Source organism: Paenibacillus sp. V4I3, from assembly GCF_030817215.1.
In the GTDB taxonomy this organism is placed as follows: Bacteria; Bacillota; Bacilli; order Paenibacillales; family NBRC-103111; genus Paenibacillus_E.
The window spans coordinates 1,114,310-1,140,752 of sequence record NZ_JAUSZA010000001.1 but is presented as its reverse complement, the minus strand read 5'-3'; the positions used below and the strand labels follow the sequence as shown (position 1 = coordinate 1,140,752).

The window sequence follows — 26,443 nt, the reverse complement described above, 5'->3', positions numbered from 1 at the left end:
AAAAGCCCCCGTCATCCATTATGGACACAAGGGCTTTCCTATTTATTGATTCAAACCGGACGATCCATCGCAAATTGTTCTCCCAATTTCGCATACGAGTTGCCGGCCAGCCGACTAACTGGCTTAAGTCCATTCGGGTCAATATGACCGTTCTCATATAAGGATTCAGCGATATGAAACTGTACGACTCTCCCGATTAATAAATCAGCTGAAGGAGCATCTTCTGTTCCACCAAGCGTTATAACTTGCTCCAGAACACATTCCATACGTATGCTCGCTTCAGCAATACCTGGTACAGCAATCTTGTCACTCGCGACGGGTGTAAGTCCGGCTAAAGCAACTTCGCTTTCATCCGGCGCTAACGCAGCAGCGGTTTGATTAATCTGGTCGATGTACGATTCGTCAGAGATATGAACGACGAATGCTCCAGTATCGATGGCGTTTCGCGAAGTATCTTTGCGAACACCCTGCTTCCTCTGCACGGAGATAGCGACCATTGGAGGATTCGCCGTCACAATTGTAAAGTAACTATACGGTGCTGCGTTGAGCACACCCTCTGAAGATAGGGATGTAACAAATGCGATCGGCCTAGGAATGATGCTGCCTATCAATAGCTTATAGTTTTCCCGCTCACTTTGACTTGAGGGATCAATGGATCTCACTAAGCATCTCCCACCTTTACTAGACTCGGCCTCATGCTAAATTCGTCTTGAACCAAGTCGCTGCCGCTTCTACCTCCGAACGAGTCAGTTGATGCCCTGCCTGTTCCCAGTGAACAGCGACAGTTGATCCAGCTTCACTTAACAGCTTCTGTAATTCCTCTGTCTCCTGCGGCGAGCAGATCGGATCGTTCTGACCCGCTCCAATAAAGACAGGAATACCCGAGAGATCCGGCAGTTGAATGCCTCGCAGCGGCACCATCGGATGATGGAGGATCGCTCCTCGCAGTGCATCTGGATAGTGGAATAAAAGGCTTCCGGCGATGTTTGCGCCGTTGGAGTAGCCGATGGCTACGAGATTCTGACGATCAAAGCCGTGTTCCACGGCAGCTTGATCGAGGAAATCGTACAATTCCTTAGTACGGAAGATGAGATCCTCCTCATCGAAGATTCCCTCAGCCAGCCGTCTAAAAAACCGCGGCATACCATTCTCAAGCACATTACCTCTAACGCTTAGCACCGACGATGTCGGTGAAATCGCCTGAGCTAGCGGCAGCAAATCACGTTCGGTGCCTCCCGTGCCATGAAAGAGCACGAGTACCGGAGCCGTTACATCCGTTCCCTTTTGATAGATATGCTTCATTGTTTTTTCGCCTCCAATACACGTACTTGAATCGGCGGAAGATTACGCTCGATTTGTTCACGGCTCTCCTCGAACCATTCTGGCAGCATCAGTTTCTCACCTAGCGCCTCAGGCTGTTCATCACGTGCAAAGCCCGGAGGATCTGTTGCAATCTCAAAGAGTATGCCGCCTTCTTCACGGAAGTAGATCGCGTTAAAATATTGACGATCCACGACCGGTGTAGGTTGGAACCCATTCGTTTGAACATGGCTTCTCCATAGCGCATGCTCTGCATCATCTTTGGCACGCCATGCAATATGATGGACGGTACCCGCTCCACCAGCTCCATAGGCCATCGGGGTTACATTAATATCGACGATGTTCCCCAAATCTCCGAAGGATTTGAACCGAGCGTAGGCTCCCTCTTGCCCTACTTTCTGCAGCCCCATCACCTGTTCTAGTAACTGCGAAGTTTTGTCAGGTGCCGTGCTGTAGAGAACAGCGCCGCCGAAGCCTTTGATCGCTTTATCCGTTGGAATGCCGCCAAATGACCACTGACTAAGGGCTCCTTGCTCGCGCTCTACGATTTCAAGTTTCAGACCATCCCGATCCTCGAATTGAAGGTATGTCTCTGTAAATCTTTGTGTTTTTTCAAAAGAAATATCAAATTGGGCTAGACGCTCTTCCCAGAATAGCAGACTGCCTGTAGGCACAGCATACGTTGTGATACCAACTTGACCGCCACCGATACGTCCTTTGCGAGAGTGCGCCCATGGGAAGAAAGTGATGATTGTCCCCGGACTTCCCATTTCATTACCAAAGTACAGATGATACACTTCAGGTGCGTCAAAGTTAATCGTCTTTTTGATCATCCGAAGGCCTAGAACCCCTGCATAAAAATCTACCGTTTCCTGTGCATTTTGTACGAAAGCTGTTATATGGTGAATACCTGCTGTTTGTTGTTGTGTCATTGAATCCAACTCCTTTAGTTTAGTTTAATTATGTCCAGACCTGATTTAAAAGTATCCAAGATTATTAATTGAATAAAGCGTCAACGGAGTAAGCTCCTGCACCAGTTAATGCCACACCTACCGCAATAGCAATCAGCAGCAAGTTGTATTCATAGCCGCCTGCGGTAGCCCAATAGCCGCTCTTAGCGTGTACTTTGACAATCGCAACGACCATTGTCATGACGATGAGCAATGAAGCAATGACTGTACCTAATCCAGCGGCAAATAACGCACCACCTACGAACTCCATGAGTCCTGCCATAACCGCCATAGCAACACCGGGTTTTATACCGATGGATTCCATCCAGCCGCCCGTTCCTTTCGGACCATAGCCGCCGAACCAACCAAATAACTTCTGTGCCCCATGCGCCATAAAGCTTAATCCAACAACCAAACGAATGATTAATAATCCTAATGCGATACTCATATTCATTCTCCTCCAATTTAAGAATCTCTATTTTAAGATATTAGTTAAAAGGTTAAGTAGTTAACACCTCTTATGGGAGGGCAAACTACTTGAAACCATCCTGAGCAAACTTACCGAGCTTCTTCAACAATTGACTAGCTATCTTCTTCTCTTCCGCTGTAAGTCCAGCCACCGCTTTCTCAATGACCTTGGTATGCTTGGGAAATACCTCTTCAATAAATTGCTTCCCTTTTTCCGTAATTTCCGCAAAAATGAGCCTGCGGTCTTCGGTTGATGTCTTTCGCTTTACGAACTCTTTCTTCTCCAGCTTATCTACAACATAGGTGATGTTCCCGCTGCTCATAAGCACCTTTCCGCCAATCTGTTGAATCGGCTGCGCGCCTTTATGATAAAGCAGCTCGAGAACACCGAATTCCGTTCGATTCAATCCATGATTACGAATATCGCGGTCCCCATGGGCGTTGACCCATTCGCTTGCTCTGGAGAGTGCAATATAGAGGTCTAATGAATCATTTCTCTGTTCACTCATTGGTTCACCTCATTTCTTTTATCTTTTTGCTGTGGTGATCTGTGGTGCGCTGCAAAATCTTAATTTGTAATATCTTGATTTAAAGATACCTCAATTTGAGATAGATGTCAATGACTATTTTTAAAATAATGTTTCCCCCTTTATCATGCTGCTTATAATACGCTAAATTGCATCATCTTAAACAATATGACCTGATCTCGGCAAAATGGCAAAAGGATAAGCCATTCCCTATCGGGAAAGACTTATCCTTTTGAAACACGCCCTAAGCTTCAGTTATAGGCAACCTTTGTACGTTTAGGTCAGCCCACAACAGCCGACTCGCCCTTCTGCAGCTGATACATCTTCGCGTATCGGCCGCCCAGCGCCATCAGCGTCTCATGGTTCCCACGCTCAGCAATCTCGCCGCGGTGCAGCACGAGAATCTGATCCGCATCGCGGATCGTCGACAGTCTGTGCGCGATGACCAAGGTTGTGCGCCCTTCGCTAACCACCTTCAACGCTCGCTGGATCAGCCCTTCCGTCTCACTGTCGATGCTGGCTGTCGCTTCATCCAAGATGAGAATCGACGGGTCGAAGGCCAACGCTCGCGCGAACGAAATGAGTTGTCTTTGGCCGGAGGACAGGGTGCTTCCCCGCTCCACGACCTGCTCATCATAACCGTTAGGCAGCTGCTCGATGAAGGAGGCCGCCCCTACATCACTTAGCGCATTTTTCACGCGTTCAAGCGAAATCTCCTCATTATAGAGGCTCACATTGAATTTGATATCTCCGGCGAACAAGAACGGATCCTGCAAAACAATGCCCATATGCTTGCGCAGCGCTTGCTTGGACATCTTCCGGATGTCCCGTCCATCAATCGTGATGCTGCCCTCATCCGGTTCATAGAAACCGAGCAGCAGGTTCATGATGGAGCTTTTCCCGGAGCCTGTATGTCCGACCAAGGCCACAGTTTCCCCTTTGCGAGCTTCGAACGAAATATGCTTCAGTACGTTTTCCCCTGCTTTATAAGCAAAAGTTACGTCCTCGAACTTCACGACACCTTCCGGGCGGCTGACCTTATCCGTCTTCTCCACCTCTTGACCTTCCATGTCTAGGATGGTGAACACCTTATCCGCGGATACAAAGGCTCTTTGCGCATTCGTCAACTGATCGAAGATCCCGATAATCGGTTGAAAGATCCGCCCTAGATAATCAATGAAAGCATAAAACACCCCGAAAGAAATGGCAGTTGTCAGCGATTCCCGGCCAAAATACCAAATGACCATAGCCGTCACCAAGCTGCCGATGGTCCCCACAATATTACGAGAGGATAATGAAAAAATGCGGAACTGCTTAAGTTGATTCACATAGCGATCCTTGTTCAGTACTTCGAATTCCTCAAGCGTCACTTTCTCCCGGCGAAAAGCTTGAATAATTGGCATAACCACGATCGATTCATTAATCATCGCGTTCATATCACTTAGCCGGGCACGCATAATGGTGATGAAGATTTTAGAATATTTTAAGTGAACGACCATAATTAACGCAAAGATAGGCGGCAGCACCAAGCAAAAAAGAGCGAGATGCCAATCCAGAATGAATAAAGCTACGAAGATGCCCGTTAGCTGCATCATGCTTACGACGAACGTTGCCATAAAGCTCATAAATAAGTCGCGGACCGCTTCCGTATCGTTTGCAACTCGAGATACAACCTGCCCGATCGGCGTGTTATCGAAATAGCGCAGCGAAATGCGCTGAATGTGCTGCATTAAGTCCATGCGCATGTTTTTAATAATCTGCAGAGCCGTAGATTGGAGCAAATAGGCTTGCGAGAAATTACAAACGCTTGCTATGAGTAGCAAACCCATGTATAGACCAAGCAGCTTAAGTACTGGCGCCATCGTACGAGTGTCTGTAGACAAATGCTGATCGATAATGGTTTTAGTTATATAAGGTCCGCCCAGCTCGGCGGCTACTGCGCAGCAAAGAATGAGCAGTGCGCCGATTATCCTGAACTTATAGACGAGCGCATACGAAATCAGCCTTCTCGCCGTGGACGGTTTCTGCATCTTGTCTTCCTCCCTTCTTATGTTTGTCATTCTTCCAAACTCGCTTCCATTTGTTGTCGCTCCCACTGCTCACGGTACCAGCCGCCGAATAGCATTAACTCTTCGTGAGTGCCTTCTTCGACGATTCGCCCCTCATCCAGGACGAGGATCCAATTCGCGTGGCTTACAGCCGAGAGTCGGTGCGTGCTAATCAATGTCGTTCTGCCCGCTCGTTCCTTGCGGATATGCTGGAGGATGCGGCTTTCCGTCCGCGCATCGACGGCGGATAACGAGTCATCGAGCAGCAGGATTTCCGAGTCGATCAGAAGGGCTCTAGCAATTGCCAAACGCTGCTTCTGTCCACCAGACAGCATCACGCCATTTTCGCCGACAATTGTCGCTAGGCCTTCCGACATTTGTTCGATATCTTGGGTAAAAGAGGCCATCTCAATGGCCCGCGCAATCTCTTCCGGCGAAGCATCGTGCTTACCCAGCGCGACATTGTCGCGAATGGATTTCGACAGCAGCAGATGCTCCTGTGGAACGTAGGCAACCCAACGTTTCACCTGATCCAAGGTGATTCTCTCAATCGGTACGCCTGCAATTAGCAGCTTACCTGGTTCGATCGGGAATTGCCGCAGCAGCTGCTTCAGCAGCGTGCTTTTGCCACTACCCGTCCGGCCTACAATCCCTAGCGTCTGACCTCTTTCTAATTGGAAAGAAACGTTTACGAGGCTTGGATGGTTTGCAGTCGGATACGTAAAGGTTAGCTCCTTCATCTCGATACGTTCCGGCACACTCACCGCAATCGGTGCATCGACATCCACAATATCCGCTTTCTGCGTCAGCGCTGTATCCAGACGGTCAGCCGAGGCACTTCCGCGCTGCAGGACATTAATGAACTCGCCGAAAGAAATCATCGGCCAGATCAGCATACCTAGGTAAATATTAAATGAAATCAACTGACCCAGCGTGATCTCATTATGAAAGACCATATAAGAGCCATATCCTATGCCTATCGAATAACTTAGACCGACAATCAACGATGTAAGCGGCTGAAAAAGCGCATTCAACATAGACACGCGTCTATTTTTATTCATCACTTCTGACGTAACCTTATCGAAGGCGACTAGATCATGATCTTCCTGAACATAAGAACGAATCACACGAATACCAGAGATGGACTCGAGTGCGTGGTCATTCATTTGGCCAAAAGAGGCCTGTGCAGCAAGGAAGCGAACTCTCACTTTTTGACCCAGCTTACTAATCACTAAGGCTAGAAAAGGCAGAGGAATCAGCGCCGCAATCATTAATTTGAAGCTAATTAGGGAGATCATCGTAATAATGACGACAGAGGCCCCGACCAACGTGTGAACGAGTGTCATAACACCGTAACCAGCAGTCTGGCCAATAGCGAGCACGTCATTAGTGGCTAATGCCATTAACTGACCCGTACTGTTGCGTTGGAAGAACGCCGGTGTCATTTTCGTCAGATGAGCCAGTAAACGCCCTCTGAGCACTTTCTCAACGAGTGCCGAATTGCCGAATAGGGTCGTGATCCAAACATAAGTAATTACATATAATAGGAGAGACAAGCTTACAAGCAGAAGGACCGTCTGACTTAGACTAGATGCCGTTAAACTCCCGCTGCCAATCTGATCGATTGTATTCCCTATCATTTTAGGCGGAATTGTCGCCAATAAATTCACACAAATCATTAAGCTGATAGCAAGCACGTAGTATTTCCATCTTTCTTTGAAAAACCACCGCAATTTCATTACAAAAGACAAGAATTCCACCCCTTTCCATTTATAGTCTGCACATATTGATTCTATAGTTTACCCATGATCAAGTCTACGCAAAAATAAATTAAAATGAAATTTCCCGCTCGTTTAGGGTCGATTTCACATTCAGCCATTCCTCAGCATTTACTCAGAAATATTTCAGCGGAAAATAAGCTGGTTTTCAGGGTTCCTTCATTTCAGTTTCAGGTGGGAATTCTATACTTCAAATTGTAGAAACCAGAAGAAAAAATTGGAAAATTCATATCGGAAGGATGGCGTATTTTTATGAAAAAACATTTCGTTGTATTAATGGGGGTAGCTGTATTAGCCACCTCGACTAGCGGCCTTGTATTACCGGTACATTCAGCGTACGCGAGTGATGCTCTTACGCCTGACAGTCAGACTCAAGAGGCAGCAACTTCAGACGATGCTGCATCAATACCTGTAGATTATCCTACCTTGGTATTGAACAGATGGCTGAGCAAGCTAGACCAGTATACCGCCGCCGCTGCAGATACAGATAGTAGTGATGTGCTTAACGCAATTGCAAATAATCAAAGCCTAGTAGCCGCTTCCGGGCTGGGACAATCAGATTTGGTTGCAAGGCTCACCGATTTCTTCTTACAAGATCTTGCCTATCAGGTTAAAACAGGCGAACTCACGCAGAAAGAATCAACACAACTTCAACAGCTTGCCACTTCTCAAATTAACGATCTCGTTTCCGGTAGTTGGAAAAAAACGACCTTTATGACGTCCATACATAACAATGGATCTGCTATTATTCATAATCGCCTGCAAAACATCATCTCGGATACAGCAGGAATTGCAACCGATACTAACTCCTCTGGGCTAAGGGCTGCCCTTCGCAATGGGCAAAGCTTAGCCGAAGCTGCAGGGATTGACGCTGGTACATTGACGGATTCCTTGACAGCCTTGCTGAATAGTGACTTGCAGGCGGCTGTAACAACCGGTGGGCTCCAAGCCGACCTTCTCGATAAAGCCGAGCAAACCGGGGCTGCGGCTGTGGGACAGATTGTCAGGGAGAAAGGCTACGATATAGCAACAACGGGCTGGATGGAGAAATACGGCCAATCTGTTCTCGCCGATAAAATGGATTGGACCATTCAAGCAACAGCTATCTTCGCAAATAAAGATTATAGCGATGTGATCGGCGCTTTGAGCTCAGGACAAAATTTGGTTTCAGCGTCGGGTCTGGCCTATGACGACTTGCTCTCCCAATTAACGAGCAACATAAACCAAGGGTTTGAAACCGAATGGCAAGCTGGTAATATCTCTGCTAAATTGGCGAGCCAGCTAGAGCAAAGTGCTGCCAAACAACTAGGCGACGCTATCACACAAAATGGATACGGACAGAGCATTGTCGGTAGCAGTAACAAAGGAATCGCTGCTGAAAGTATACGCTCCATCATCAGCGATAGCGCTGGGTACATCGGTTCTCCTGTAGGTGACCTGGAAGCCGCGTTAGGTTCAGGAAAAACGCTGGTAGAGGCAACAAACCTTGCAGACGGCGAGCTTCTTGGGGTTCTGCAATCCAGAGTTGATAACTATTTGAGCAAAGCCGTTCAAAATGGCTGGTTGAATGCCAGTGATAAAAGTGCCACGAAACAAGACGCTTATGCATTGCTGAATGACGCTATCGGTACACGAGGCTACAAGGTCCCGGTTGATGCGAAAAGCTACTTGGCAGAACGCTTGGATCGTATTATTAATGATGTCGCTACCGTTTCGAATATCGAGGCTGCTGATTTGACGAAGCGTGTTGCGCAAGGTCAGAGTTTGGCACAAGCGGCACAAACCGATTCCGATTCCTTGCTCTGTAAATTGTTAGCTCAAGCGAACGAGAATATGAATGCTTTCGTGACTGCTGGAAGTGTCAGCGAAGATGACGCTGCCGCATTCAAAACCGATTATGCATCAGGTGTCAGTCAGCTGCTGAGTATTAACGATTAAATGGAGAAAGCCACTCTTGTTAAAGGCGCGAATGTCATTGGATTTATGAACCAGCATTGACGAAAAGCCTTCCTCCTATCGGTAATGCATGGAAAATCGTTGTAGGCGATAAACAAGAATAAGTTATTACTATTAAAAAATCTTAGAAACCTTCCACTGTTGGAGGGTTTTTTACTCATTTGTAAAGTATCCACACTGTCCAAATGGTCTGTTTTTTGATATAATAACTGAAAATTCAATCGTAAGGGGACTCATATGGAATACATTAGCACTCGCGGAAAAGTAGAACCCATCGGCTTCATCGATGCCATCTTGATGGGATTGGCAGACGACGGCGGTTTACTTGTTCCTAAGCATATCCCACAATTATCAGCAGACACGCTACAGAAGTGGCAAAAGCTCTCCTACTCGGAGTTGGCTCTTGAAATCTTCTCGCTATATGTGAATAACGAAATCCCGCGCAATGAGCTGAAGCAGCTGGTTGACGACAGCTATGCAACCTTCCGGGATGACGCTGTGACACCTGTCAAACGTCTGAACGACGGTACGTATGTGCTGGAGTTGTTCCACGGACCTACTTTTGCTTTCAAAGACATTGCTCTGCAATTCTTGGGCAATCTTTACTCGTACGTTTCTCGCAAAACGAATTCGATTATCCATATTCTTGGAGCCACTTCTGGGGATACTGGGGCTTCGGCCATTGAAGGTGTGCGCGGTAAAGAAGGCATCCGGATTTGTATCCTTCACCCCCACGGGAAAGTCAGCAAGGTTCAAGAACTGCAAATGACCACCGTTGATGACGCGAACGTGCTGAATCTTTCCGTTGAAGGCACTTTCGACGACTGCCAGCGCATTATCAAGGAATTGTTCGCTGATGTTGAGTTCAAGCACCGCTACCATTTGCGCGCGATTAACTCAATCAACATTGCCCGCATTTTGGCACAAACGGTATATTACTTCTATGCTTACTTCCAATTAGCAAACAATAATCAGGCTGAGAAGGTCAACTTCAGCGTGCCGACAGGTAACTTCGGCGATATCTTCGCTGGCTACTTGGCACAGAAAATGGGCCTTCCTATCCATAAGCTCATTCTCGCAACGAACGAAAACAATATTCTTGAGCGTTTCGTACAGGACGGCGTTTACCAACCAGGTGCGTTCCGCGGAACGCACAGTCCTTCCATGGATATTCAAGTGGCTAGCAACTTCGAACGCTACTTGTTCTACCTCTATGGCGAAGACGCGCAAGCTGTCTCGGCTATCATGGATCAATTCAAAGCTGATGGCCGCGTTATTATTCCAGCCGACAAGCTGCAGGTTGTGCAAGCTGACTTCGCTGCATATGGCGTTCAGAATGAAGAGTGCCTGGATACTATCAGCGAGTACTATAAGATATACGCGTATCTGCTCGATCCGCACACAGCTTGCGGGGTAGCTGCTGCTGACAAGCTTGCTGTAGACGGCGAAGTGACGGTTGCCCTTTCAACAGCTCATCCGGCTAAATTCGATGAGTCGATCCGTTTGCGCAGCATTGAGCAGACTTATCCGCAGCAAATTCAAGCATTGTTCGACTTGCCGCAGTTCCAGACGGTTGTTGGCGGTACGAACGACGTGATTAAGGATCAACTTGTTAAGTTTTTCTAAGGATGTGAAGAAGCCTCGAAGACGACTGTCTTCGAGGTTTTTTTTACACTCGTTTATCCCTGTTACTTAAACTGTTTAGGGAATTGTTTAATGATCCCATCTGAAAGAAAATCGGCCAGCATAATAATATGCTCCTAGCCTTGATCGAATGCAGCAATATCGGCATCCCAATCTTTTTTAAGCCTAGCTGACACATTGTTTGTGAGCAATTGCAAGTGCCCATATAACAGATCTTGCAGCGTTTTCATGGGCCAATTCGGGTTTGCCTTGCTGAGAAATGCGGCGATATCGTCGGCATTACGATACCATTCCTTATTATACTTCTCGAAATCAGGCGCATTACCGCCTTTGGCTGGACTATTTTCATTCATAAAAAAATCAGTCCTCCGACCGATACCCATCCTCCCCCTTAGTAGGAAGACACTTCCACCTTGTCATGATATCCTTAAAGTAATTGCGAATTGATAATAACGTTTAGGAGTGAGGATGTTGAATATGAATCGCAGCGCCTTTCTGGGCCCTATATTGATTATTTTAGGTGTTTTTATGTTTCTAAAAGGTGATAGTACATTCAATACTGGTACCATTTTCGAGTATTTTTGGCCAACTTTGTTTGTCATACCCGTGGGCGTATTTTTTCACTGGTTATACTTCTTCATCCTGCAGCGGCGGGGTGTTGGTCTGCTTGTACCGGGAGGGATTGTTTTAACGACGGGCGTCATCTGTCAAATCTCCATGCTGTTCGATATCTGGCACCTTATGTGGCCTGGATTTATGTTGGCAGTTGCTGTTGGTTTATTCGAACTGTACTGGTTCGGAGGACGAAATAAATGGTTGCTCATCCCGATTAACATTCTAACCGTCATGTCCCTTTTGTTCTTCGCCATTTTCTCCATAGGCTCCATTTTCAGCAAATTTTTCCATAACCAACCGATCATTGCTATCGTTCTCATCATAGCAGGCGGATTAATGATGATTATGCGTAATCGGAAATCAATGTAACTCTATCGCAGGCTAAATCCGCGTTATCCCCGCGATTGTTGCAGAAAATACAACAATTTCCCAATAAATTAGCTCAATTCTTTGAAATATGGCTAAATTGTTGTACGACATACAACACTTACAGCTTAATGAGAAAAAACTAAAGGAATTGTTGTAAGTTGTACAACTTAAGCGGGGAATAGAATTACATGTATAAAACGAAAAGGAGCCTCATGAATTTCTCATGGGCTCCTCTTTATTTATACCTTTATAACGAATTGATAGGCGCCCGACTGGCTGCCATCCGCGTTGCTTTTAATATCCATCAGCAGTGCCTTGTTGTAGATGCCATCCTTCGCATTGCCCGCTTCATTCGGGAAGAAAAGCTGACTCGTCAGCACCTGACCATTCGGCGCCTGCACCTTCACATGAATATGGCGCGTTCGCCCTGGGTACAAGCCCGGCACAATCGTTTCCAACGTAAACTTGCCTTTATCGTCCGTATATTGATGCCCCCGAAGGGTGAAGCCTTTGTTATCATATTGACCGTCGGCATCTGCCTGCCAGAAGTCCAATAATGCATGCGCAACCGGTTTACATGTCGTGGATATCACGTAGCCTACAAGCGTAAGCTTCGATCCTTTCATCCCTTGCTCTAGCAGAGAACTTTTCTCCGGTGAGTTAGGCGTAAAATACGGACCTTCGGTAACAGCTGGCATCATCTCCTCTGGTGAACCACACGCAGGTGTTGGCTCCAGATTCGCAGCTTTCGGTGATTCGCTCTCTGTTTCCTTCGCTTGATTACCTTCAGGCTGAGTCGTTGCTCCGCCAGTCGTTGCTCCGCCGCCCAAATTGATTCCGCAGGCAGCTAACGCCGCACTGGTGACCATTAGAGCACTGGATACCAAGAACCGGCGACGCGTTATTTTCATACTCGAAGATTTCGACTCATTTTGCTTCTCTTCCATATGTCGTCCCCCCATTTCAATCTCTTGTACGAATAGAATAGCATGGAACTGGGGGAAATTCCCTGAAATTTAGCCGAAGATTGGCTTAAAGTTTACTGAAATTAGGCGACGAATAGGCGAAAATACGGTTCTGTAGCTATTTTGAAACAAAAGGATTCCCTTCGACCCAGAATCGCCACGGATATTCTCTGGCCTCCCCACTATTGTCGATGCCGATTCTCGGTCCAGCCGCAACGGATTCTACTGTTTTTCCTTCGGCAATGAAGAGAGGACGCTCAAAGAAAGGCCTTCCATAATCCTCTTTTACAATGCCAAGGGCTTTCGTTAGTTTGCCGGGACCGTTGGTGAGTTCCTTTAGCTTTTTATCTTGGCCGCGGCGATCAAACATGAGATCAATTCCTGTACATGGCTCCACAGCTCGAATTAAGACAGCCTCTGGATGGCCGAGCTCCCCGCTAACAATGTTCACCAGACAATGGGTATGCATCACATAGGTATAAACATAGCCTGGAGGGCCAAACATCACTTCCGTTCTTGGTGTCCTGCGATTGCCAAAGCTATGTGCGGCGCGATCTCCCGGCCCTATATAGGCCTCTGTTTCTACAATCCAGCCTGCGGCTATGCCTAATTCGGTTTCTTTCACAAGCAGTTTGCCGAGCAGTGAACGAGCCAAGAGCAGTGTGGGTTGCCCAAAAAACGCAGCAGCTACGGGTTGGGAAGACAGAACATTCATCTCCATTTAAGTCATTCCCTTGATCCTTTGAGTAATAAGCTCAACATCCTGGACGAAATATTTCATAAGGACGGGTCTCCGGCGTACAGCGAGTGGATGATAAGAGAAAGCAATAGGTAACCCTTGGAATGTGTGCCACCTACCCCTATAGCTTTTTACATCGGCACCAACATCCGGAAACATAGAATCCACAACAACATTTCCTAGTCCAAACAACAAACTGGGTTTCTTCTCTTCAAGTTGAAGCTTTAAATGGGAAGAGCATGCCTCTTTGGCTACGGATTTGTTATAAGCTCGAATCGGGCGGCACTTCAATAAATAACTTACATAAACCAAACCCAAATCCAGCCCCGCTTCCCTCATCCCCATCTGTAAAGTTTCCCTTGTACCGCATACGAAAGCTTGTCCCTCCTTGTCTTCACGGGCACCCGGGTTATCCATAATAATGAAAATCGGAGCTTCGGGATTACCTTCCCCCCAAATCACACGATGACGCTGCTTGGAAAGCTCACATTGCTGGCATGCGATGGCATGAGAAGGTGCAGTTTCCTCTTCTAAAATAACGGCTTTGAAATCTGACATTCTACGCCTCCTATACCTATCTCAGATGGGTCTTAAGTCATTTTTCCCTTTATATCAAAGCTGCTATTCTTTACGAAAAAAAGACCCGATCAGTATCTGATGGGGTCCCGCCTTCTTTATTATCCTACAACCAAACTATCCTGACCCAAGTTATCCCCTGTGGTTTGTTTGATCTGTTTACTTCTTAATTGTCCACACGCGGCATCAATATCCGTTCCATGCTCAAGACGAACACTGCAGCTAATTCCCTGCTTTTTCAACGTATCATAGAAAGCCCGTACGGATTCCCGCTCGCTCCGTTGATATTGACTATGCTCATCCACTGGATTGTAAGGAATTAAGTTCACATTGGCAAGATGGCGAATATGCTGGATAAGCTCTGCTAATTGCAGCGCATGCTCTCTACCGTCGTTAACATCCTTCAGTAGAATGTACTCCAATGTAATTCTCCGGTTCGTTTTCTCCAAATAGTACTCGATCGCCTTCATTAATTTCTCAATCGGAATCGCTTTGTTTATTTTCATGATCCGGGTACGAAGCTCATTCGTCGGGGCATGCAGAGAAATCGCCAGATTTACCTTCAGATCCGAGTCCGCGAATTCGATAATTTTATTAGCAAGACCACTAGTTGATACTGTAATATGTCTAGCGGCAATGTCTAGGCCTTTTTGATCTTTCACAACGCGGATGAAATCAACCATATTTTCAAAATTATCAAATGGCTCGCCAATCCCCATCACAACAATGTGGCTGACACGTTCACCTTTGGCCGCTTTGTCCAAATGAAACTGAACCTTCATAATTTGTTCCACGACTTCAGCGCTGGATAGATCACGACTTTTGGCCAAAAGCCCGCTCGCACAGAAGCTGCACCCAATGTTACAGCCGACCTGCGTTGTTACACATACGGATAACCCAAATTTGTGTCTCATCAACACGGTTTCGATCAAATTACCATCCTGCAGCTTGAAAAGGAACTTCATCGTGCCGTCCGCTGATTCTTGCCTCGTATGTTCAGTCAATGTCTGCATGACGAAATGCTCTTCCAAACTCTGAATACAATCCTGCTTTACATCCGTCATCTCTGAGAAGTCGGTTACCCGCTTCCGATATAGCCAATCCCAGACTTGTAATGCCCGCGATTTTTTGTGTCCATTTTCCTCAAGCCATGCAATCAATTGATCCAACGTTAATCCATAGATGGATTGTTTATTCATCGTTATCCTCTTTTCAAGACTTTCACATACAGTCCTATTCTACTAAGCAGCCGAAGCGTACCATCTGTTTATTATTGTGCCAAAAATCCTTCATGAACACAAGGGGAGTGAGAAGGCATACCTGTTCCTTTATCTACCTCTTATTTTACCATCCTTTTTCGAAAAATACGCTATTCTCCTAATCTATTAATCCATACAGTTCCCACCACTTTTACGTAGAATAGGATAAAAGGAAGTGAGAAAACATGGCATCCAAAACGCAGAAACTCCCTGTTTATTTTAAAAAACAAGCGGTCCTGCTTAAAAAACGCCGTATTCGTCCTAAGCAGATCCCCATCATCCAAGCAACATGGTCTATCGAAGCAAATGGATTTAGAGGACTGCTAAATACTATTATCGCTCGTAATGGCTTTGTGACAGGAACGGTATTCGGGAATACCATTCGAGGGTGGTATGACGTTCCTTCTGGTAAAATTACTTTCCTAAGATTTGTGCCGGGTGGCAGCATCCCAGGAATAAACAACCAGCTTTATGAAGGCTATATTCAAAGGTCTACAATCAACCGCGGGATCACGTTTACCGGTTCATTTATTACCGTTGGTAACGGCTCATCTGCTCAACTGAATAAATTCAGCTGGGTAGCTAGAGCTATCATCTTAGTATGAGAATCAAATAAAATATAAGGCACCTCCAAATAGCTGGGGGTGCCTTTTATGAATATATCCTTTCACATATACAAATAATGTAACTAGTACGTGAAGGAGGACAAACAATGAACAATCAACGCGCTCAAGAGATTGCTGTTTCACCTGTCATGGTTGATGTCACTTATAATGGGACGCCAATCTACATTCAAAATGTCGACGAAAAGAATGAAACCGCCAGAATTTATCCTTTGGATCAACCGGAAAATGAGCAAAGTGTCCCTTTGAACAGTCTAGTCGAGCGTTCTCAAATGCTGGAGATGGAAGATGTTAAAATGATATGCCCGCTGCCTCCGAATGATTGAAAAGAAGTAGGAAAAAGAAAGAGGATACCCACGTGGTATCCTCTTTACTAATGATATTTGGTACATGTCTATGAAAATTTAATTAAACCTACCGAATGCAAGAACACGCAAACGATGAGTACTGGAGCTACCACGCGCAGCAAGAACATCCAAGCTTTATACCAAAAACCTTTCAAGCCCGCTTCTTCTCCAGCCTTTTTCCAAGCGTATCCGGTGAACAAGGTAACAACTAACCCGCCGAATGGCATCAGAACATAAGAAGTGATGAAGTCCATCCAATCAAAAATGCTTTTACCCCCAGGATGGAAATCCCCTAGCACGCCTCCAACAGAAAGCCCTGAAGGAACACCTACCAAGAAGCAAAGTATGGATAAGATAACTGCAGATTTTTTGCGGCTCCACTGCCATTTGTGCATGGCATAAGCGACTGGAACTTCTAAGATGGAAATTGCTGAAGTCAACGCCGCAATGGCTAGAAGCAAGAAGAATAGACCACCAAAGAAGAAACCAAATGGCATTTGCGAGAACGCTGCAGGCAGCGCCATGAACGCCAAACCTACGCCTTCACCAGGCTGAAGCCCGTAGGAGAACACCGTAGGGAAAATGACTAGACCCGCGATGAAAAGCATATACCAAATCACCAAAACCAATGGCGAGCGTCGCCGTGCCCAGTGATTGTCTTTTTTCCACATAAGACCCATAGGTTAACATACAGCCCATCCCTAGCGATAAGGAAAAGAACGCATGTCCCAAAGCAACTAGCGCAGACTCCGCATCCAGCTTGGAGAAGTCAGGTTTCAAGAAGAAGGATACCCCCGCTGCTGCCCCTGGAAGCGTAAGCGAACGGAACATAAGAATGAGTAGGATGATGAGAAAACCAGGAATCAAAATTTTGTTGAATTTCTCGATACCACCAGAAACCCCCTTGGCAATAACCCACCCTGTAACCAACATAACAACAGCCTGCCAGAAGATAGGCCAGTAGCCCGAAGCAAATGATAGGAACTTCTCTTTATAGTCGGAGCCTTCTTGGAACAAGAGGCCAGTAAACGATTCTACCGTATAATGGAGCGTCCATCCTGCGACTACCGCGTAGTAGGACATAATCATGAAAGCGGTTAGAATTGATAATAACCCGAATGCTCCCCAGTATTTTTTGCCCGTTAGATTAAAGAAGGATACCGATGCATTCCCTCTGCCGCCGCGGCCAATCGTCATCTCTGCAAGCAAAATAGGTAAGCCTACAATTATTAAACAAATAATGAACAACAGGAAAAAGGCGGCACCGCCATGTTTACCCGTAATGTAGGGAAACTTCCACATGTTGCCAAGCCCTACCGAGCTGCCGATTGCAGCCAAAATAAAACCAGTAGACGTAAATCGTTCAACCGTTCCTGTTTTCTTGCTTGCTGTTTGTCTTGATGTCTGATCGTTACTCATGATGAATGAATATCTCCTAACGTTATTTAGATGAAATAATGTTACTGGAAAATCCTTCTCGCGTCACCTTGTAAAATTTCACAAAGTTCCCAATTGCAGAAATGCGAGTTGTGCCTCTATTCTTTATCAATCGTTTGATGGATACCATCTTCATAAAAATCAAAGACAAGCTGTTGTTTCGTACCTCTTGCCGCATAGAACACGTCCGATAACTTTTTCCCCTTGCGTTTCAACTCAAGTTCCAACCATTCCTTAGTCAGTCCGTTATTCTCTAGGTTTTTCTCCATCATTTTTCCATCCATAATTAATTCTATGGGAAAAACTTGGGCGTTTGGAAGAAGCTTCATATCCTTTTTAGTTACATATTTGTACTCGTCTTTTTTTAATACCGATACCACTCCGTTATCTTCAAGAACGGCATAGTCCACTTCCTCTATGTCAAAAACCCCTTTTTCCCTCAAGGCTTGGTCCAAGGAATCCAATGTATATCTTACCTTTCTCATATTATCTTCAAGAATTTTCCCACCTTCAATAAGTACGGTTGGAGAACCAGATATCCAATTTCTCATTTTGCGGCTCTTTAATGCAATGACGGATAGCAAATAGGACGTTACGGTTATGACAATGAGCGATAATATCAAATACGAAAGCTTTATTGTTTCATTGAATGCCAAGTTAGCAGCAATAGCTCCTAATGTTATACCGGTTACAAAATCATGAAACGTCATATTGGAAATCGTCTGTTTACCAAGCATTTTGGCTATCAACAGAAGAACTAAAATAGATAGAACGGTTCGAATTAGAATATCCATGTAGGCATGCATACTTATGTCCCCTCCTCCCCTGTCATTATCTCCTAAACGGAAAAGAAAAAACCAAAAAGCCTCTGCGCGATGGAACCATTTCCCATGCTAAAACGACTCTCTTAGTATACTTTTTGATACTATAGTACTTAAAAGTAGGTACTTGCTTTTAGTTGCAATACCATTAATAATAAATGGAGTAATTGTCAGTTGATGACCGCGCTCACACCGTCGACCGTGAATACGGAGCTAGCTGTGAACGCTGGTCTTCCCATAGGCGATGAGGATCGCATGATGCAAGCGGAAGATGTAGCGGAGCTCATCCTGGCTGCACTGAAATTGCCACCACGCGTTTTCTTGAAAACCGCTGGAATTTGGACAACGAACCCACAATAATCACCAATTAGACAGGCGTATAAATATATCATTGGAGGTTACTAGAATGACTCAGAAATTGTTTGCTTCGTATGATTTGAAAGGTTTGCACATAAATAATCGCATCGTCATGGCGCCAATGTGTCAATATTCGGTTACAGCCAAAGACGGGAAACCGAATGAATGGCACTACGTTCACTATCTTAGCCGCGCTATTGGCGGCACAGGGCTCATTATCATGGAAATGACGGATGTTGATCCCGATGGCCGCATTACCGATTTGGACCTAGGCATATGGTCAGACGAGCACATTCCGGCCTTCGCCAAAATTATCGACGGTGTACACGCGCATAATGGCAAAATCGGGATTCAGATCGCACATGCTGGACGCAAAGCAGAAGACGCGGCAGTCCCCATTGCCCCATCTGCGATTAAGTTTCCTGGTTCAGCTTACAAAATGCCGCGCGCCCTTACAACCGAAGAGGTTCAAGACGTGGTTCAAAAATTCGGTCATGCAGCCCGCCGTGCTGTACAAGCTGGTGTGGATACGATCGAGCTGCACGGAGCCCACGGCTATTTGATTCATCAGTTCCAATCGCCTCTAACCAATAAACGAGATGATATTTATGGTCAAGACCTTGCCCGTTTCGGCGTAGAAGTCATTCAAGCCGTCAAAAAAGAAATGCCTTCTGACATGCCGCTCATCTTCCGTATCTCCGCAGTGGAGTATGCCGATGGTGGATATGATATTGATCATGCCATCGAGCTGTCCAAAGCCTACCAAGCTGCAGGTGTAGATGCTTTTCATGTGAGTTCAGGCGGAGAAGGACCAGCCGGAGAGAGAAAACCCGGCAATTACCCAGGCTACCAGGTTCCGTTCGCACGTAAAATCCGTGAGGCACTGAGTGTACCCGTCATTGCAGTAGGTATGCTCGAAGATCCAGCGCTTGCTGAATCCGTTATCGGCAGTGAAGACGCAGACTTCGTAGCGATTGCCCGGGGCATGCTGCGTGATCCGTATTGGGCTACGCATGCAGCCATTACGCTTCGAAGTGAACCAAATAATATTCCAAAACAATATGTTCGAGCTTACTAATATGGAAAAATGATCCACCCTAGTTATCTGAGGGTGGATCATTTCTGTTTGCTTCTGGTATTCTTTGAGCTGGTTGCCACTAAACCTTGACACTAAACCTTGACACTTACAAAAAACCGCACCTCTTTACCTATTTTTTAAAAAGAAATCTCTTGATTATAAGCTTAGAAAACTAAATAATATGAAAAAGGTCTTATTGATCGGGCACGACTTGATTACGATTGGAGCTTTAGGACACACAATAGAAAGGTTGACACTGACATCATGGAGTTATCACACCGTATTACCAAGGAACAAGTAACCAAAGAACCGTTCCCCATCTCTATACTTTCTCTTACAGTTGGCGCCTTTGCCATTGGAATGACTGAATTTGTCATCATGGGTCTTCTTCCTAATGTCGCTAATGATTTGCATGTCAGCATCTCATCCGCAGGACAACTCATTACGATGTATGCCCTCGGGGTAGCTATCGGTGCGCCAATCCTGACGGTTCTCACCCACCGAATCCCGCAAAAGAAACTGTTATGTCTGCTAATGGTTTTATTTATTCTAGGTAACGGAATCTCAGTTTTCGCTCCAAGCTTTGCCATTCTGATGGGAGCCCGTATGATAACCGCATTGACACACGGGACATTCTTTGGCGTCGGAGCTGTTATCGCCTCCAATCTTGTACGCCCGGACAAGCGTGCCGGGGCCGTATCCATTATGATGGCCGGTCTAACCATTGCGAACATTATCGGTGTTCCTCTGGGGACATTTATCGGTCAACACATGGGGTGGCGATCCTCATTTGGCGCGATTGCGATCATGGGAATCATTGCATTAATCGGCATTCTTATCTTCATACCGCAAATTCGGCATGACAAACCAGCGAGTATCGTTAAGCAGATTAGCGCTCTCGCCAAGCCCAAGCTCCTTCTATATCTGCTGATCGGAGCACTAGGCAACGCCGGCCTATTCGCCGTATTTACTTATATTACGCCACTGCTTGTACAAGTCACCGGTTTTGCTGAACATAGTGTAACTTGGATTCTAGTCCTCTTCGGCTGTGGAGTAACCATCGGCAATATCGTTGGCGGGAAGCTTGCGGACTGGAAGCTGATGCCTTCCATTCTGGGACTTTACCTTTCGATATGTGTCCTTCTTACCCTCTTCACCTTTACTATTTATAGTCCAACCGCTGCCGTATTGACTATATTTCTGTGGGGAGCTGCTTCCTTTGCTGTGTTCCCTGGGCTGCAGGTACGAATTATGAGCCTAGCACAGGCGGCGCCAGCACTTGCCTCTACCTCTAGCCATTCCGCCGGTAATCTAGGAAATGCAGCTGGCGCTTTCATTGGAGGATGGGTCATTACCCATCTGGCCATAACAGCCCTTCCTTGGGTCGGAGCCGTACTCGTAGGACTGGCGCTGATCTTAGGATTTGCATGCTATCTAGCAGAACGCAAGCCCGCTAACGTGTAATCACAGCAAACAAATCGCTAGGAAAACATAAAGACCCAATCAGCCTGAGTACAAGCTAATTGGGGTCTTTATTCACTCTGTTCATGTAATTCTTTTTAATGCACGATGCGTAAGAATGCTTTCAATCGTTCGCTAGTAGGCTGATGGAAGATCACTTTGGGATCTCCTTGTTCCTCAATGACTCCATTGTGCATATAAATCACACGATCTGCTACTTCACGAGCAAAGGCCATTTCATGCGTCACAATAAGCATCGTCATTCCTTCTCTGGCAAGCTGTTTGATAACTTGCAGAACTTCACCGACTAATTCGGGATCAAGCGCTGAGGTTGGTTCATCGAACAGCATAATCTTAGGATTCATCGCTAGTGCTCGGGCAATAGCAACACGCTGTTGTTGACCGCCCGAAAGCTTCTTCGGGTAGACATCTTTTTTATCAGACAAACCGACTTTCTGCAAAAGCTCAAGCGCCGTTTTCCTTGCCTCTTCTTTGCTTTTTTTAAGTACGTGCACGAGTGCTTCCATAATATTACCGAGAACGGTCATGTGCGGAAACAAGTTAAACTGCTGAAACACCATGCCAACTTCCTTGCGAATTTGATGAATGTGCTTAACTGAATCATCTAACATCGTTCCATTAATGACGATCTCCCCTGAAGTTTTGGACTCCAGTTTATTGAGGCATCGCAGCAATGTGCTTTTACCGGATCCGCTTGAACCGATTAAAGCGACCACTTCACCTTTGTTGACGGTTAGATTAATCCCTTTCAGCACGTTTAATTCAGCAAAACTTTTACAAAGATTATCAATGCGAATGATCGATTCCAATGTATTCACCTCTTATTGATCGCTTGCGGATAGCCTGTGCTCTACGTTCCTTAAAACGGCGTACACAAGGGTCGTTAGAGCCAAATAAATGGCAGAAGCAGCAATGTAAAATTCGATAAAGGCAAAATTACCAGCCGCAAATTGTTGCGACGTCATCATTAATTCAGAAACCGTAATGACGGAGGCTAGTGAAGTGTCTTTTAACATCGAAATCGCTTGATTTCCTAATGCAGGAACACTCACCCGGAACGCTTGCGGCAATATGATTCGCCAAAGCGTCTTAAAGTAATTCATTCCTAACGATGCAGCAGCCTCCGTTTGCCCCTTTGGGATAGAAAGAATGCCACCCCTAAAAATCTCAGCAATAAAGGCTCCAGCATTAATTCCTAAACCAAGGACGGCAGATTCAAAGGCTCCGATCTGAATGCCGAGCTGCGGTAGTCCAAAGTAAATGAGTAGTAACTGCGCAATCAAGGGAGTCCCTCGGATGATCCAGATATAAAAAGATGCTATCCATTGAAGGGTCTTGGAATTGGAAATTTTCATCAAAGCAGCGAATAAGCCTAGAATTAACCCAATCATTATCGAAAGTATAGAAAGTTCTAAGGTAACCAAGGTTGCTTTCAACAAAAAAGGAAATACTTGCTCTACCGCTGAGAAATTAAGCATACAACCACCTTTTATCGAATGTCTTCGTTAAACCACTTTGTGCTGATTTTGGTGTAGGTGCCATCATCCATGATCGATTTTAAGACGGTATTAATTTCATTCAAAAGAGCGGGCTCGCCTTTATTTACGGCAATACCAATTTTGTAGGTAGTCAGAGGCTTGTCGATTCTTTTCTCTGGATAATTGTTTGCTTTGGCAGTAACCGCACCCACGATTTTATCTGTGATTACGCCGTCTAGACGACCCAGGGACATATCCTGATGGGCAAGTGTGTCATTTTTATATGTGCTTACGATTCCGCCTAATTCTTTAGCATCGTCTGCAAATTTGGAGCCCAGTAATGCACCGATCTTTTTACCAGTCATCTGTTTAGGATCTGTTATAGCGGAGTTCGTCGGCACAAATAATGCAGAATAAGTCGTATAATACGGGTTAGAGAAATCCACTTTCTGTTTCCGTTCTTCCGTAATTCCCATACTCGACAAAAGGATATCGAATTTCTTAGCAAGCAGTCCTGCGATGATGCTGTCCCAAGGAGTTACAACAAAGTTCACCTTTACACCAAGTCTTTTAGCAAATTCATTGGTCAAATCAACGTCAAATCCTACGAGTTTTTTATCATTATCGTAACTGTTAAATGGCGGATAGGCTCCTTCAATACCAACATTGATGACCCCCGCTTTCTTGATCTTGGCTAGTTCATCGCTCACTGAAGGAATTTCGCTTGGTTTGCTTGTTGCAACTGTTGTAGCCGTTGTTGACGTTGCATTCGTAGGTGCTGTTGATTTACCACATGCCGTTAAAGAAATTGCGGTGATTAATACGATCATTGATAGAGTCATCTTTTTCATAAAATGCCCACTCCCCTTGTTTATGCTTAATCGTGTAAGAATATCTTACACTCACTTCACTTACTACAGCATAACATGTATCTAAAAGCCCAACTAATTAAAAAATCCAATCGTAACCATTGTAAACTTTAATGACATACCGAGATAAAAGGTCATACTCCAGCTCTTCATCGTTATAATATCTCACATGATGTTATCATATTTCAACAACCTATTCATTGGGCACCGTATCCAAATACCAAGAATAATACGAGGCCACGGCATGCTGTTTACGGGTAAGCTTCTCGGTTCTTTCTTTCACTTTCTTCGGATCGATGAATACTCTTGCGCTGCCTGTTGTGATCGCCGCTTTGGCGACAGCCATGGCAACATGGGGAGTAACCCTGGGATCAAATGGATGAGGGACCACATAGTTCTCATGCAGCTTATTTTCCGGAATCAAATTCGCAATAGCGTATACCGCAGCCAATTTCATAGCGTCATTAATTTCTCTCGCCCGAACGTCCAAAGCCCCACGGAATATCCCCGGGAAAGCCAGCACATTGTTGATTTGATTGGGATAATCAGAGCGACCTGTCCCTACGACCTTAGCACCAGCAGCTTTTGCATCCGCAGGCATAATTTCAGGGTCTGGATTTGCCATGGCGAAGATAATTGGATCGCTTTTCATAGTTTTAATCATCTCCTGAGTAACTGTCCCAGCTGCTGATACCCCAATAAATACATCTGCCCCTCTTAATGCAGCAGCCAAATCACCTCTTTCTAGCGCCTTGTTAGTGATCCGTGCAACGACTTCTTTCATGGGATTCATCCCTTCAAGTCGTCCTTCATAAATAATTCCCTTGGTATCGCAGAGAATCATATTTTTCGCACCCATTTGGTCTAAAAGCTTTACGATCGCAATCCCAGCAGCTCCCGCTCCACTCACAACGATACGAATTTGGTCCATCGATTTATGAACCAATTTCAGGGCGTTAATTAATCCAGCAGCCGTAACGATTGCTGTACCGTGTTGATCATCATGAAAGACAGGAATGTCGCACTCTTTGACAAGTCGCTCTTCAATTTCGAAACACTGCGGCGCAGCAATATCTTCAAGATTAATGCCTCCAAAGGTAGGTGCCAGCAGCTTAACGGTTGTAATGATCTGTTCCACATCTAGCGAGTCCAAGCAAATCGGAAAGGCATCTACCCCGGCGAATGATTTAAACAGAATGGCTTTCCCTTCCATTACCGGCATTGCCGCACTAGGTCCAATATTGCCTAAACCTAAAACTGCCGTCCCATTCGTAACAACGGCGACTAGATTTCCTTTTATCGTATAATCGTAAACTTTGTCTGCATCCTTGAAGATTTCCATGCAGGGTTCGGCAACGCCAGGAGAGTAAGCAAGACTTAAATCTTTGGATGTCGATATAGGAACCTTAGAAATCATCTCCAGCTTGCCTTGGTACTTCTTATGCATAATCAGAGCTTCTCCTATATTGGACACAGGCAAATCCCCCTTTTATTCAAATCCACCCTCGCCATTTGGTTGCTTCCACGACTCGCTTTAGTCCGACAATGTACGCTGCTAATCTCATATCTATCTTTTTCTGGACAGAAGTTTGATAGACGCTATGGAAGGATTTAATCATGATATGTGTCAACTTTTCGTTCACTTCTGCTTCTGGCCAGTAGTAACCCTGATTGTTTTGCACCCATTCAAAATAAGAGACGATCACGCCGCCTGAGCTGGCGAGCACATCTGGAACGAGCAGGATGCCTCTTTCCGTTAATATTTCCGTTGCTTTCATGGTTGTAGGCCCATTCGCTGCCTCCACAACAATCTTCGCCTTGATATGCGGCGCATTTTCCTCTGTGATTTGATTTTCGATCGCCGCTGGCACGAGGATATCGCAATCTTTGATCAGCAGTTCTTGATTCGTGATTGTATTTGAAAATAAATTGGTCACAGATCCAAAGGAGTCGCGCCTGTCTATGAGGTATTGGACATCTAATCCATCCGCATCGTATAAGGCGCCATTGGCATCGGAAATCCCGACAATTCGGGCTCCGGCATCATGCAGAAATTGAGCAAGGAAGCTGCCAGCATTGCCAAATCCCTGAATAATGACCCGCGCACCCTCTAACTGAATGCCTGCAACTTGAGCCGCTTCTCTAATCAAAATCGTAACACCCATGGCTGTCGACGATTCTCTTCCAGCAGATCCGCCCAAGACGATTGGCTTGCCGGTAATGAAGCCCGGGGCGTCAAACTCCCGAATGCGGCTGTACTCATCCATCATCCACGCCATAATTTGCGCATTGGTATAGACATCAGGAGCTGGGATATCTTTAGTTGGCCCTACAATTTGGCTAATGGCCCGCACATACCCTCGGCTTAAACGCTCCAGTTCTGGGAACGACAAGGAACGCGGGTCGCATTGAATGCCGCCTTTCCCACCGCCATAAGGGAGATCGGCAATGCCGCATTTGATCGTCATCCACATAGAAAGCGCTTTCACTTCTTCGGCAGTTACACTAGGATGAAATCGAATGCCTCCCTTGGTAGGTCCAACAGCATCATTATGCTGCGCTCGATAACCCGTAAAAATTCGAACAGAACCATCATCCATTTTTACTGGAATACGAACCGTTAACAACCGAAGCGGCTCCTTTAACAATTCATAAAAGGCTTCGCTGCACCCCATTTTCTCGAGTGCAACACGAATCACCTCTTGTGTTCTTTCCAAGACATTTGTATTTTCCATGA

General features: G+C 45.7%; 24 protein-coding genes and 3 pseudogenes. 8 read left to right on the top strand and 19 right to left on the bottom strand.

Translation table 11 applies throughout. The features are described from left to right. Positions 1 to 50: 50 nt before the first annotated feature. The 7 genes from QFZ77_RS05415 to QFZ77_RS05385 all read right to left on the bottom strand — a co-directional run bounded on the left by QFZ77_RS05415 (position 51) and on the right by QFZ77_RS05385 (position 7,052). Positions 51 to 662, bottom strand: a complete 612-nt coding sequence (locus tag QFZ77_RS05415) for a flavin reductase family protein (RefSeq protein WP_307437142.1) — start codon at positions 660 to 662, stop codon at positions 51 to 53. A 31-nt stretch (positions 663 to 693) separates the two neighbouring features. Beyond that, entirely contained in the window at positions 694 to 1,302 is a 609-nt protein-coding gene (locus QFZ77_RS05410; protein WP_307437140.1) for an alpha/beta hydrolase, read from the bottom strand. Beyond that, positions 1,299 to 2,252, bottom strand: coding sequence for a ring-cleaving dioxygenase (locus QFZ77_RS05405; protein WP_307437137.1), 954 nt, complete (start codon positions 2,250 to 2,252; stop codon positions 1,299 to 1,301). The genes QFZ77_RS05410 and QFZ77_RS05405 overlap by 4 nt, the downstream gene beginning before the upstream one ends. A 64-nt stretch (positions 2,253 to 2,316) precedes the next feature. Then, entirely contained in the window at positions 2,317 to 2,718 is a 402-nt protein-coding gene (locus tag QFZ77_RS05400) for a DoxX family protein (RefSeq protein WP_307437134.1), read from the bottom strand. 85 nt (positions 2,719 to 2,803) lie between these two features. After that, positions 2,804 to 3,247, bottom strand: a complete 444-nt coding sequence (locus tag QFZ77_RS05395) for a MarR family winged helix-turn-helix transcriptional regulator (protein ID WP_307437131.1) — start codon at positions 3,245 to 3,247, stop codon at positions 2,804 to 2,806. A gap of 299 nt (positions 3,248 to 3,546) precedes the next feature. Next, a complete protein-coding gene (locus QFZ77_RS05390) occupies positions 3,547 to 5,295 on the bottom strand; it encodes an ABC transporter ATP-binding protein (protein ID WP_307437129.1) in 1,749 nt (582 codons plus the stop codon). Between the two features lie 26 nt (positions 5,296 to 5,321). Then, complete coding sequence (locus QFZ77_RS05385) at positions 5,322 to 7,052, bottom strand: ABC transporter ATP-binding protein (protein WP_307449272.1); 1,731 nt, start codon at positions 7,050 to 7,052, stop codon at positions 5,322 to 5,324. Between the two features lie 291 nt (positions 7,053 to 7,343). On the opposite strand from QFZ77_RS05385, the gene QFZ77_RS05380 reads away from it, so the two are divergent. Together QFZ77_RS05380 and thrC are read left to right on the top strand one after the other, a co-directional pair. After that, positions 7,344 to 9,029, top strand: a complete 1,686-nt coding sequence (locus QFZ77_RS05380) for a hypothetical protein (RefSeq protein WP_307437127.1) — start codon at positions 7,344 to 7,346, stop codon at positions 9,027 to 9,029. 255 nt (positions 9,030 to 9,284) lie between these two features. Continuing rightward, positions 9,285 to 10,673, top strand: a complete 1,389-nt coding sequence (thrC, locus tag QFZ77_RS05375; RefSeq protein WP_307437124.1) for a threonine synthase — start codon at positions 9,285 to 9,287, stop codon at positions 10,671 to 10,673. A 134-nt stretch (positions 10,674 to 10,807) separates the two neighbouring features. Here thrC and QFZ77_RS05370 read toward each other — a convergent pair whose 3' ends face one another. After that, the gene (locus QFZ77_RS05370; protein ID WP_373462564.1) at positions 10,808 to 11,044 is read right to left on the bottom strand and encodes a hypothetical protein; all 237 of its coding nucleotides are present in this window, start codon (positions 11,042 to 11,044) and stop codon (positions 10,808 to 10,810) included. 124 nt (positions 11,045 to 11,168) lie between these two features. Between QFZ77_RS05370 and QFZ77_RS05365 the strand changes: the two genes are divergently transcribed. Beyond that, the gene (locus tag QFZ77_RS05365) at positions 11,169 to 11,675 is read left to right on the top strand and encodes a hypothetical protein (protein ID WP_307449269.1); all 507 of its coding nucleotides are present in this window, start codon (positions 11,169 to 11,171) and stop codon (positions 11,673 to 11,675) included. 239 nt (positions 11,676 to 11,914) lie between these two features. Here QFZ77_RS05365 and QFZ77_RS05360 read toward each other — a convergent pair whose 3' ends face one another. From QFZ77_RS05360 to rlmN, 4 genes are all read right to left on the bottom strand, one after another. Next, positions 11,915 to 12,622: a dioxygenase family protein gene (locus QFZ77_RS05360; protein ID WP_307437121.1), complete on the bottom strand. Its 708-nt coding sequence runs from the start codon at positions 12,620 to 12,622 to the stop codon at positions 11,915 to 11,917. Between the two features lie 136 nt (positions 12,623 to 12,758). After that, positions 12,759 to 13,361: a DNA-3-methyladenine glycosylase gene (locus tag QFZ77_RS05355; protein ID WP_307437119.1), complete on the bottom strand. Its 603-nt coding sequence runs from the start codon at positions 13,359 to 13,361 to the stop codon at positions 12,759 to 12,761. After that, the gene (locus QFZ77_RS05350) at positions 13,362 to 13,937 is read right to left on the bottom strand and encodes a uracil-DNA glycosylase (protein WP_307437116.1); all 576 of its coding nucleotides are present in this window, start codon (positions 13,935 to 13,937) and stop codon (positions 13,362 to 13,364) included. It abuts the gene before it with no gap. A gap of 119 nt (positions 13,938 to 14,056) precedes the next feature. Next, positions 14,057 to 15,154, bottom strand: a complete 1,098-nt coding sequence (rlmN, locus tag QFZ77_RS05345) for a dual-specificity RNA methyltransferase RlmN (protein ID WP_307437111.1) — start codon at positions 15,152 to 15,154, stop codon at positions 14,057 to 14,059. A 245-nt stretch (positions 15,155 to 15,399) separates the two neighbouring features. On the opposite strand from rlmN, the gene QFZ77_RS05340 reads away from it, so the two are divergent. Both QFZ77_RS05340 and QFZ77_RS05335 read left to right on the top strand, forming a co-directional pair. Continuing rightward, entirely contained in the window at positions 15,400 to 15,819 is a 420-nt protein-coding gene (locus QFZ77_RS05340) for a hypothetical protein (protein ID WP_307437108.1), read from the top strand. Between the two features lie 107 nt (positions 15,820 to 15,926). Further along, positions 15,927 to 16,100 (top strand): annotated as a pseudogene (locus QFZ77_RS05335) (small acid-soluble spore protein H); the annotation flags it as partial. Between the two features lie 131 nt (positions 16,101 to 16,231). Here the strand turns inward: QFZ77_RS05335 and QFZ77_RS05330 are convergent. Together QFZ77_RS05330 and QFZ77_RS05325 are read right to left on the bottom strand one after the other, a co-directional pair. After that, positions 16,232 to 17,603, bottom strand: a pseudogene (locus QFZ77_RS05330) (sodium-dependent transporter). Positions 17,604 to 17,719: 116 nt separating this feature from the next. Continuing rightward, positions 17,720 to 18,427: a DUF421 domain-containing protein gene (locus QFZ77_RS05325; protein ID WP_307437105.1), complete on the bottom strand. Its 708-nt coding sequence runs from the start codon at positions 18,425 to 18,427 to the stop codon at positions 17,720 to 17,722. Positions 18,428 to 18,619: 192 nt separating this feature from the next. Between QFZ77_RS05325 and QFZ77_RS05320 the strand changes: the two are divergent. The 3 genes and pseudogenes from QFZ77_RS05320 to QFZ77_RS05310 all read left to right on the top strand — a co-directional run. Continuing rightward, positions 18,620 to 18,802, top strand: a pseudogene (locus QFZ77_RS05320) (short chain dehydrogenase); the annotation flags it as partial. Between the two features lie 46 nt (positions 18,803 to 18,848). Then, a complete protein-coding gene (locus QFZ77_RS05315; RefSeq protein WP_307437103.1) occupies positions 18,849 to 19,877 on the top strand; it encodes an NADH:flavin oxidoreductase/NADH oxidase in 1,029 nt (342 codons plus the stop codon). A 264-nt stretch (positions 19,878 to 20,141) separates the two neighbouring features. Next, positions 20,142 to 21,341 (top strand): MFS transporter, encoded by a 1,200-nt coding sequence (locus QFZ77_RS05310; RefSeq protein WP_307437100.1) that lies wholly within the window; start codon positions 20,142 to 20,144, stop codon positions 21,339 to 21,341. Between the two features lie 95 nt (positions 21,342 to 21,436). Here the strand turns inward: QFZ77_RS05310 and QFZ77_RS05305 are convergent, their stop codons facing one another. The 5 genes from QFZ77_RS05305 to QFZ77_RS05285 form a co-directional block, all read right to left on the bottom strand. After that, positions 21,437 to 22,159 (bottom strand): amino acid ABC transporter ATP-binding protein, encoded by a 723-nt coding sequence (locus QFZ77_RS05305; RefSeq protein ID WP_307449267.1) that lies wholly within the window; start codon positions 22,157 to 22,159, stop codon positions 21,437 to 21,439. A gap of 21 nt (positions 22,160 to 22,180) precedes the next feature. Further along, a complete protein-coding gene (locus QFZ77_RS05300) occupies positions 22,181 to 22,837 on the bottom strand; it encodes an amino acid ABC transporter permease (protein WP_307437097.1) in 657 nt (218 codons plus the stop codon). A gap of 11 nt (positions 22,838 to 22,848) precedes the next feature. Continuing rightward, positions 22,849 to 23,688 (bottom strand): transporter substrate-binding domain-containing protein, encoded by an 840-nt coding sequence (locus tag QFZ77_RS05295; RefSeq protein WP_307437094.1) that lies wholly within the window; start codon positions 23,686 to 23,688, stop codon positions 22,849 to 22,851. Between the two features lie 211 nt (positions 23,689 to 23,899). After that, positions 23,900 to 25,180 (bottom strand): NAD(P)-dependent malic enzyme, encoded by a 1,281-nt coding sequence (locus tag QFZ77_RS05290; RefSeq protein ID WP_307437089.1) that lies wholly within the window; start codon positions 25,178 to 25,180, stop codon positions 23,900 to 23,902. A 19-nt stretch (positions 25,181 to 25,199) separates the two neighbouring features. Next, positions 25,200 to 26,441 carry a Glu/Leu/Phe/Val family dehydrogenase gene (locus tag QFZ77_RS05285; protein WP_373462724.1) on the bottom strand — a complete coding sequence of 414 codons (1,242 nt, stop codon included), beginning with the start codon at positions 26,439 to 26,441 and terminating at the stop codon, positions 25,200 to 25,202. Positions 26,442 to 26,443: the final 2 nt, after the last annotated feature.